General features: G+C 52.2%; 6 protein-coding genes and 1 pseudogene. 5 read left to right on the top strand and 2 right to left on the bottom strand.

Features of this window, described 5'->3' with window-relative positions; all coding sequences use genetic code 11:
• Both ACTS3T_RS22610 and miaB read left to right on the top strand, forming a co-directional pair.
• The coding region (locus ACTS3T_RS22610; protein WP_462935792.1) for a cobaltochelatase subunit CobN at positions 1 to 1393 on the top strand (1393 nt) is incomplete at its 5' end.
• Between the two features lie 68 nt (positions 1394 to 1461).
• On the top strand, positions 1462 to 2820 hold the full coding sequence (miaB, locus tag ACTS3T_RS22605) for a tRNA (N6-isopentenyl adenosine(37)-C2)-methylthiotransferase MiaB (protein ID WP_377964013.1): 1359 nt from the start codon (positions 1462 to 1464) through the stop codon (positions 2818 to 2820).
• Here the strand turns inward: miaB and ACTS3T_RS22600 are convergent.
• The gene (locus ACTS3T_RS22600) at positions 2817 to 3953 is read right to left on the bottom strand and encodes a tetratricopeptide repeat protein (RefSeq protein WP_377964015.1); all 1137 of its coding nucleotides are present in this window, start codon (positions 3951 to 3953) and stop codon (positions 2817 to 2819) included. The genes miaB and ACTS3T_RS22600 overlap by 4 nt on opposite strands.
• A gap of 97 nt (positions 3954 to 4050) precedes the next feature.
• Here ACTS3T_RS22600 and ACTS3T_RS22595 point away from each other — a divergent pair, with 97 nt between their 5' ends.
• Positions 4051 to 4380 carry a YbjQ family protein gene (locus ACTS3T_RS22595; protein ID WP_377964017.1) on the top strand — a complete coding sequence of 110 codons (330 nt, stop codon included), beginning with the start codon at positions 4051 to 4053 and terminating at the stop codon, positions 4378 to 4380.
• Between the two features lie 54 nt (positions 4381 to 4434).
• On the opposite strand, the gene ACTS3T_RS22590 is transcribed toward ACTS3T_RS22595, so the two are convergent.
• The gene (locus ACTS3T_RS22590) at positions 4435 to 7200 is read right to left on the bottom strand and encodes a hybrid sensor histidine kinase/response regulator (RefSeq protein ID WP_377964019.1); all 2766 of its coding nucleotides are present in this window, start codon (positions 7198 to 7200) and stop codon (positions 4435 to 4437) included.
• A 246-nt stretch (positions 7201 to 7446) separates the two neighbouring features.
• Between ACTS3T_RS22590 and ACTS3T_RS22585 the strand changes: the two genes are divergently transcribed.
• Positions 7447 to 7794, top strand: coding sequence for a histidine triad nucleotide-binding protein (locus tag ACTS3T_RS22585; RefSeq protein WP_377964021.1), 348 nt, complete (start codon positions 7447 to 7449; stop codon positions 7792 to 7794).
• A gap of 164 nt (positions 7795 to 7958) precedes the next feature.
• A pseudogene (locus ACTS3T_RS22580) lies at positions 7959 to 8100 on the top strand (photosystem II q(b) protein); the annotation flags it as partial.

Here is an 8100-nt window from a genome sequence, read left to right as displayed (position 1 = left end):
CCCCATCCCACCATCCCCCTCATCTCCCCTCCCCCCCCACCTCACCTGGATCCAAACCCACCTCCTCCCCCAACTCCAACAAACCCACCAAGAAATCACCCACCTGCTCCACGGACTCAATGGCGGCTACGTCCCCAGTGGCCCTGCGGGTGCCCCCACGCGCAATCGCCCCGAAGTTTTACCCACCGGGCGCAATTTCTACTCGGTTGATATTCGCGCCATCCCCACCGAAAGCGCCTGGGATGTGGGTCGCAAAGCGGCAGAGGTGCTGGTGGAAGATTACGTGCAAACCCACGGCGAATATCCCAAAACCCTGGGGCTGTCGGTCTGGGGTACTGCCACCATGCGGACAGGCGGTGATGATATTGCCGAAGCCCTGGCGCTGATGGGGGTGCGTCCGGTTTGGGATGGGCCTTCGCGTCGGGTGGTGGACTTTGAGATTTTGCCGCTATCGTTGCTGGGTCGTCCTCGCGTAGATGTGACCCTGCGAATTTCTGGCTTTTTTCGCGATGCCTTTGCCAATTTGATTGATTTGTTTGACCAGGCGGTGGCGGCGATCGCCGCTCTTGATGAAACCGCCGAGCAAAACCCTCTGGCGGCACAAACCTCGACCGAAACCCAGTTTTGGCAACAGCAAGGACTTGATCTACAACAGGCTGAGACGCGATCGCGCTACCGCATTTTTGGCTCTAAACCTGGAGCCTATGGTGCTGGTCTGCAAGGGCTAATTGAGGCGCAAAACTGGACAACAGACGCCGATTTAGCCCGTGCTTACATTAACTGGAGCAGCTACGCTTACACCCGTCAGGCTGAAGGACGTTCAGCGCCCGCTGCCTTTGAACAACGCTTGGGGCAAATGCAGATAGTGCTGCACAACCAAGACAACCGCGAACACGATTTGCTGGATTCCGATGATTATTACCAGTTTCAGGGGGGCTTAACCGCAGCCGTACGGGTCACCCAGGGCAAAAATCCGCAGGTGTACTTTGGCGATCATGCTGTGCCAGAAAATCCGCAAGTGCGATCGCTAGAGGCTGAGATTGCCCGGGTCTATCGATCTCGCGTGGTCAATCCTAAATGGATAGCCGGGGTGATGCGGCATGGCTACAAAGGAGCTTTTGAAATGGCAGCAACGGTAGACTATCTGTTTGCCTACGATGCTACGGCTCACTGCGTCGAAGATTATATGTATCAAGGGGTGGCAGAGGCATATTTGCTAGACACTAAGGTACAAGCATTTGTCTTAGCCAAAAATCCTTGGGCATTGCGAGATATGGCAGAACGGCTGGTTGAGGCTCATCAGCGGGGGTTGTGGCAGCAACCCCAGGGCAATACGCTAGACCAGCTACGGGCGATCGCCCATCAAGCCGAAGCCACGATTGAATCAGCTTGAGTCGGCTATCTTCCCCAAGCCTGCAAACAAATGGCAAAATAGGGGTTTAGCGGTTTGTCACTAGGTTTATGGTTGTTTCTCCCCGTCGCTACCACATCACCACGTTTGGCTGTCAGATGAATAAGGCTGACTCTGAGCGCATGGCTGGCATCTTAGATGACATGGGCTTCGAGTGGGTCGAAGATCCCTACACAGCCGATGTGGTGCTTTACAACACCTGCACCATTCGCGACAATGCCGAGCAAAAAGTTTACTCTTACCTGGGGCGGCAAGCCAAACGCAAGCACGAACAGCCGAATTTGACCCTGATTGTGGCGGGTTGTGTGGCGCAGCAAGAAGGCGAATCGCTGCTGCGGCGAGTACCTGAGCTAGATTTAGTCATGGGGCCACAGCACGCCAACCGCCTGCAAGACTTGCTAGAGCAAGTGTTTAGCGGTAATCAGGTGGTGGCGACTGAGCCAGTTCACATCATGGAAGACATCACCAAGCCCCGACGGGATAGTCAGGTAACGGCTTGGGTGAATGTAATTTATGGTTGCAATGAGCGCTGCACCTATTGTGTTGTGCCCAATGTGCGGGGCGTAGAGCAGTCTCGTACCCCTGAGGCAATTCGGGCAGAGATGGTGCAGCTAGGGCAGCAGGGCTTCAAGGAAGTAACGCTGTTAGGGCAAAACATTGACGCCTACGGACGTGACTTACCCGGTGCCACGGCTGAAGGACGCCACCTGCATACACTTACCGACTTGCTGTATTTTGTCCATGATGTAGCGGGGGTTGAGCGCCTGCGCTTTGCCACTAGCCATCCGCGCTATTTTACCGAACGGCTAATTCGGGCTTGTGCCGAGCTACCCAAAGTGTGTGAACACTTCCATATTCCTTTTCAGTCGGGGGATAACGAAGTGCTGAAGGCGATGAGCCGGGGCTATACCCAAGAAAAATATCGCCGCATTATTGATACCGTGCGGCGCTATATGCCCGATGCTGCCATTAGCGCCGATGCGATTGTTGGTTTTCCGGGTGAAACTGAAGCTCAGTTTGAAAATACGCTGAAACTGGTTGAAGATATCGGCTTTGATCAGCTTAATACGGCGGCTTACTCGCCTCGCCCCGGTACGCCTGCTGCTTTGTGGGATAACCAACTGAGCGAAGCAGTTAAAAGCGATCGCCTGCAACGCCTTAACCATTTAGTGGCAGTGAAAGCGGCGGAGCGATCGCAGCGCTATGCCGGACGTGTGGAAGAGGTACTCGTCGAAGAGCGCAATCCTAAAAATCCAGCCCAAGTGATGGGTCGCACCCGTGGTAATCGCCTCACCTTTTTTGAGGGTGATATTGCCGCTCTCAAAGGCCAAATTGTCCCGGTTCGCATTACCGAAGTGCGGGCATTTAGCCTGACCGGAGAGCGGCTTGAAGCTGCCGTTACCGCTTAGCTTTCAACGCCCCAAACTTCTAGCAATTGTTGGGTTCGTTCTACGCTGGCGGTATCGTCTTGCTGACGGTAGAGCGACTGAGCTTGGCGAATTTGGGAAACCGCTTCTTGGCGAAATCCCTGCCCCCACAAAGCCAGACCGAGGTTATAGTGAGCCCCCGGATCACCCGGTAAAAGGCTAACCAAACGTCGATAGGCCAGGACAGCTTGAAAGTACTGCTCTCTAGCCAGGTAAGTTTCACCAATCATGGCTTGAGCCAGCGCAATGTCAGGGTTGGCCTCAGCCGCTTTGAGATAGTGGGTAAAGGCGGCGTCAGTTTGGCCGCGATCGCGCAAAATCTCAGCAATTTGAAACTGGGCTTCAGCATTGTTCGGATCAATCTGCACTGCTCGATTGAGCGACTGTAAGGCTTGCTCCTGGTTGCCTTCGAACAGCCACAAATTGGCTAAGCTGAGGTGCAAACTACTACGGTTGGGCTGGATCTGCTGCACCTGCTGTAAAACTTCTCTTGCTTCGCGGTAGCGCTCTTGTTGCAGATAGAGATTGCCCAGCGCTTCTAGCGCTTCCGCGTTATTGGGGGAAATGCCCGTCAGACGGCGGTAGACATCCGCCGCTGCCTGATAATTTTCTAAACGAATGAGTACGCCGCCCAAACCCAAATACGCATTGGCCTCATTCGGAGCTAGGCGAACGAGTTCTTCGTAGGTTGAAGCGGCAGCTTCTAGGTCTTCAGCGTTGACCAAAGCATAGGCCAGACCATAGCGAAAAGCCGTATTGCGATCGTCTAAGGCGATCGCCTGACGATAAGCTTCCGCCGCCGCCGGATAGTTACCTTGCTGCACATACACGTAGCCCATACCCGAATAGATGCGAGCGTTGTCATTTTCTAGCTGCGAGGCTTGCTGATACGCTGAAATTGCTCCGGCATAGTCCCGTGCCTCTAGACGTTCGCGCCCTTGGCGTAAAAGGTCATTGACGCGCTCATCTTCAGAAGCTCCATTTTGAGCAACTAGCTCAGAAGTAGACTCAAAGGGTGAACGAGTCGCGTTAGATTGGAAACTGACTGCCTGGGCTGAAAGGGATAGCCAACTGACTTCTAGTAGAGCAGCAGCTAAAATGATTCGCCTATACACGGCCTATCCTCCAGAGGGTCAACAGTAGGGAACAGCGACATGCAGCCTAAATGGCTGATGCGCCAACTTTTGTGAAGTTATGTTTGGGGATCAATAGATGATTGTAACAACAACTGATGTTCTCCAAGGGAAAGTGATCAGCGATTACCTAGGGGTGGTGACGGCAGAGGTGGTTTATGGCAGCAATGCGCTGCGAGATTTTTTTGCGGGTATTCGTGACATCATTGGTGGACGCACAGGCGCTTATGAACGGGTGTTTGAACGCGGCCAGCGCGAAGCTTTAGCCGAAATTGCAGAACGAGCGCAACGGCTAGGGGCAGACGCGGTAATTGGGGTACGGGTTATGACAGATACGATCAATTTGGATGAAACGGGTGTGCTCATGCTGATTACAGCGACCGGAACCGCCGTAAAATTGCAGCCTTAAGCGCGATTGAAACAGGCTTGCCGCTTTTGTCCCTTTTGCCTTTAGCGCTAACGCTCAAACGCGGAGCAGGTGATCGAGCGTTTCTATAAGCTGGTCTAAGTTAGTGGGTTTGGTGAGATGAGCTTGGAAGCCCGCTGCTAGCGCTAATTGGCGATCGCGGCTTGAAGCATAGGCAGTTAGCGCGATCGCAGGAATTTCTCCCCCTTGTTCGGGCGATCGCGCTCGAATTTGGCGCATTAAATCATAGCCGTCGATACCGGGCATGCCAATGTCACAAATCAAGCAGTGAGGCCGTATCTGATCGAGAATGACTAAGGCTGCCTCAGCCGAAGTGGCTGATAAAACCTGCACACCGTACTCTTCTAGAACGTAAGACACCAGATATAACGCTTCCGCATCGTCGTCTACTACTAAAACCTGCTTACCCATAAGCTGATGAGACAATTTAGGTACTTTTCTAGTCGCGGTGACACTAACTGCGGGTACTGTCATCAGCGGCTGATGCAGCAGCGGCAAGCGTACCGTAAACGTAGCCCCCTGGCCCAGCCCCGTACTGCTGGCTTCTACCGAGCCACCATGCAATTCTGTTAGATGACGCACAATGGCAAGCCCCAACCCTAGCCCACCAAACTGACGGGTGGTGGCTCCATCTGCCTGACGAAAGTAGTCAAACACATAAGGCAGAAAATCGGCGGTGATGCCCTGCCCGGTATCTTGCACCCGAATTTCAGCCTGTTGCTCGACCTGCCGCAGCCAAACGCTGACTTCACCTTGGGTTGGTGTAAATTTAACCGCGTTAGACAGCAAATTCCAGACGACTTGCTGTAAACGGCCAGCATCACCACGCACACGCGGAGAAACTTCAGGCAAATCGAGCTTGATGTCAATGTCTTTAGCCTCCGCCGAAAGCTGGACGGTTTCTAAAGCGCTCTGCACTACTTGAGCTAAATCAACCGGGTTGTTGTCTAACTTGAGCTTGCCGCGTAAAATCCGCGAAACATCTAACAAGTCGCTGATCAGCTGCGTTTGTAATTGGGCGTTGCGCTCGATGGTTTCCAGCGCTCGCCGTGTGGTTTCTGGATTAAGCTGACGCCGCAGTAGCAAGTTTGTCCAACCTAAGATTGGGTTGAGCGGCGATCGCAGTTCGTGAGAAAGCACCGCTAAAAATTCGTCTTTGATGCGGTTTGCCATCTCGGCGTCTTCCCGCGCTTGCCGCTCGCGAATCAGCAGTTGCTCTCGCTCCGCTTCAACCTGCTTGCGATCGCTAATATCCCAAACGAAGCCCAACATCCGCCGGGGAATTTTCTGTTCATCGTAGGTCACTTTTCCTTTGCTTCCCAGCCAGTGCAAACTTCCATCTGGCCAGACGACCCGAAATTCATGCCCAAAAACACCGCTCTCAAGCGCTGCCTGCACACCTTGATTGACACCTTCGTGGTCATCGGGATGGACACAGCGCAAAAAGGCGTCATAGGTGCCATCGAAAGCTTCTGTCGTCGTGCCAAAAAGGCGACCATGATGATAAGACCAAGTGACTTTTCCGGTGCTTAAGTTCCAGTCCCACAGCCCCAACTCGGTTAGATCAACCGCCAGCCTCAGACGTTCTTCGCTCTCGCGCAGCGTACGCTCTGCTGTTTTGCGAGCCGTCACATCTTGAAAATAGAGGGTAATGCCTTCTTTAGAAGGATAAATATGCACCTCAGCCCAGTTTTGCCAGGGGGGATAGGGCGTTTCTAACGCGATCGCATTTTGCTCAGCCGCCGCCCGCTGTAAGGCTTGCCCTAAAAACGTATTGTTCAAGCCCGGAAACGTCTGCCAAATCGTTTTACCCAAAAGCTGATCGGGTGAGCGGCGTAGCCTTTGGGCAGCGGCTGGATTGACGTAGGTATAGCGCCAGTCAGGATCTAAGGCAATAAAAGCATCCGTAATACTTTCTAAAATGAGCTGATTTTTAGCTAGCGCCGTTTTCAAGTTGGCTTCTGCCCGCTTTAGGGAAGTGACGTCTAAGAAGGCGCTAACGGCTCCTGTAATTTCACCGTGTCCATCTCGTACAGGTGCTGCATAGCCAAAGAGATTAAAAATCTTGCCATCGCGCCGCCGAATATCAATTTCGGCATCTCGAATTTCTATTCCTTCAGTAATGGCGCGGCGCATGGGTAACTCGTCTACGGGCACAGGCTCACCTTGGTGCAAAACCTGATAAAGCGCTTGTGCTTGCGCTGCTGCCCGCGTCATAGAACTGTGCGTGGCGTAGTCAATGGCTAACAAATTGGCGAAGGCAGGATTGATGCGAATTTTCTCACACAGCGGATCTTGGGCGATCGCCAAACAAACCGGAATGACATCAAACAACGTTTCTAATTCAGTGGCTCGATGCTGTAATACTTGATTGACTTGGGCGGCATCGTTGGTGGCTAAGGTGGCAGAAGGCAGGCGATCGCACTGCAAAAAAGTAGGAGCTGCCTCTGGATCATCTTGAGCTATGCAAATTGTGGTTTCTACCCAAATTTGAGTACCCTCTCGGCAGGTTTGCAAAACCCGACCCGACCAGCGATCGCCTGCCAAGCAAACTGCCTGAATTTCTGCCCACGGCAGCGGCCATTGAGAACCTAACAAAGCCTGTAAACTTTGACCTTGGCTTTCCGCTTTGCTCCAGCCATAACAGCGTTCAGCGGCTGAATTCCAAAAAGTAACGCACCCTTCACTGTCCCAAATAAACAGACAGTCTCCCGCTAGATCCAAAAGGGTTTCATACTGCCTCAAAGCTTTAGGCCAGTCCTGCTGCTGTTTAATAGAGAGGGAAGAGGGATCTTTTAGCATGTACCTAGTTCCTCCAGCAATCCTGGCGCTTTCAGCCCAAAGCTGACTCTGCCTAGCATGCCTACCTTACTCCGATCGCTCCGGCAAGATACACGCAATGGATGCAAAAGTCTTAAAGCCAACCAAGCAGTAAACTTGATTTTTACACTGCCCAAAGCATAAGCGATCGATAGCCTCAATCTGCTATGTCCACAGACAGAGTATAAAATGACGAGCGTTCTTGCTTTAGGATGCAAAAGCTGGCTCATGAGCACAGACACTATTTTTGGCAAGATTATTCGCAAAGAAATTCCAGCCAATATCCTTTATGAAGACGATCTTTGCCTTGCTTTCTCAGACATCAACCCTCAAGCCCCAACCCATCTTTTGGTCATCCCCAAAAAGCCCATTCCAGCGCTGACAGCGGTAGAGGCTGCTGATAAGGAACTGCTCGGCCATATGTTGCTAATTGTTAACCAGCTTGCTGAGCAAGTAGGAATGGCCGAGAGCGGTTACCGGGTTGTGATCAATACGGGAAATGACGGTGGACAAACCGTTTTCCATCTTCATATGCATTTGCTAGGGGGGCGATCGCTGCAATGGCCACCGGGCTAAAAATACTTAGAAATGTTTCAAAGGTAGAAGATTTTTTGCAAAGATAGCCCCACATTCGAGCAGAATCCTTAATCTATTGTCATGTGGGTAACTGTACTTAACCAAGTGTACTTAACTGTTAACTCACATATTTTTCGTCGTTTATTTATTCGGCAATCATCACTATGACTTCTACACTGCAAAGACGTGAAAACGTCGGAGCATGGGAGCAGTTTTGCCAGTGGATTACCAGCACCGACAACCGCCTTTATATTGGCTGGTTCGGCGTACTGATGATTCCTACCCTGCTAGCTGCTACCACCTGCT

The organism is Almyronema sp. (assembly GCF_052168255.1).
In the GTDB taxonomy this organism is placed as follows: Bacteria; Cyanobacteriota; Cyanobacteriia; order Phormidesmidales; family Phormidesmidaceae; genus Sphaerothrix; species Sphaerothrix epifaneia.
Note: the sequence above shows the minus strand (reverse complement) of the source record. Positions and strands in the feature narration are given on the sequence as shown.

What these genes read in the sequence shown, in the direction of transcription:
- ACTS3T_RS22590 (WP_377964019.1), bottom strand. Translation starts at nt 7,200, where the DNA reads ATGCTAAAAGATCCCTCTTCCCTCTCTATTAAACAGCAGCAGGACTGG.
- miaB (WP_377964013.1), top strand. Translation starts at nt 1,462, where the DNA reads ATGGTTGTTTCTCCCCGTCGCTACCACATCACCACGTTTGGCTGTCAG.
- ACTS3T_RS22585 (WP_377964021.1), top strand. Translation starts at nt 7,447, where the DNA reads ATGAGCACAGACACTATTTTTGGCAAGATTATTCGCAAAGAAATTCCA.
- ACTS3T_RS22595 (WP_377964017.1), top strand. Translation starts at nt 4,051, where the DNA reads ATGATTGTAACAACAACTGATGTTCTCCAAGGGAAAGTGATCAGCGAT.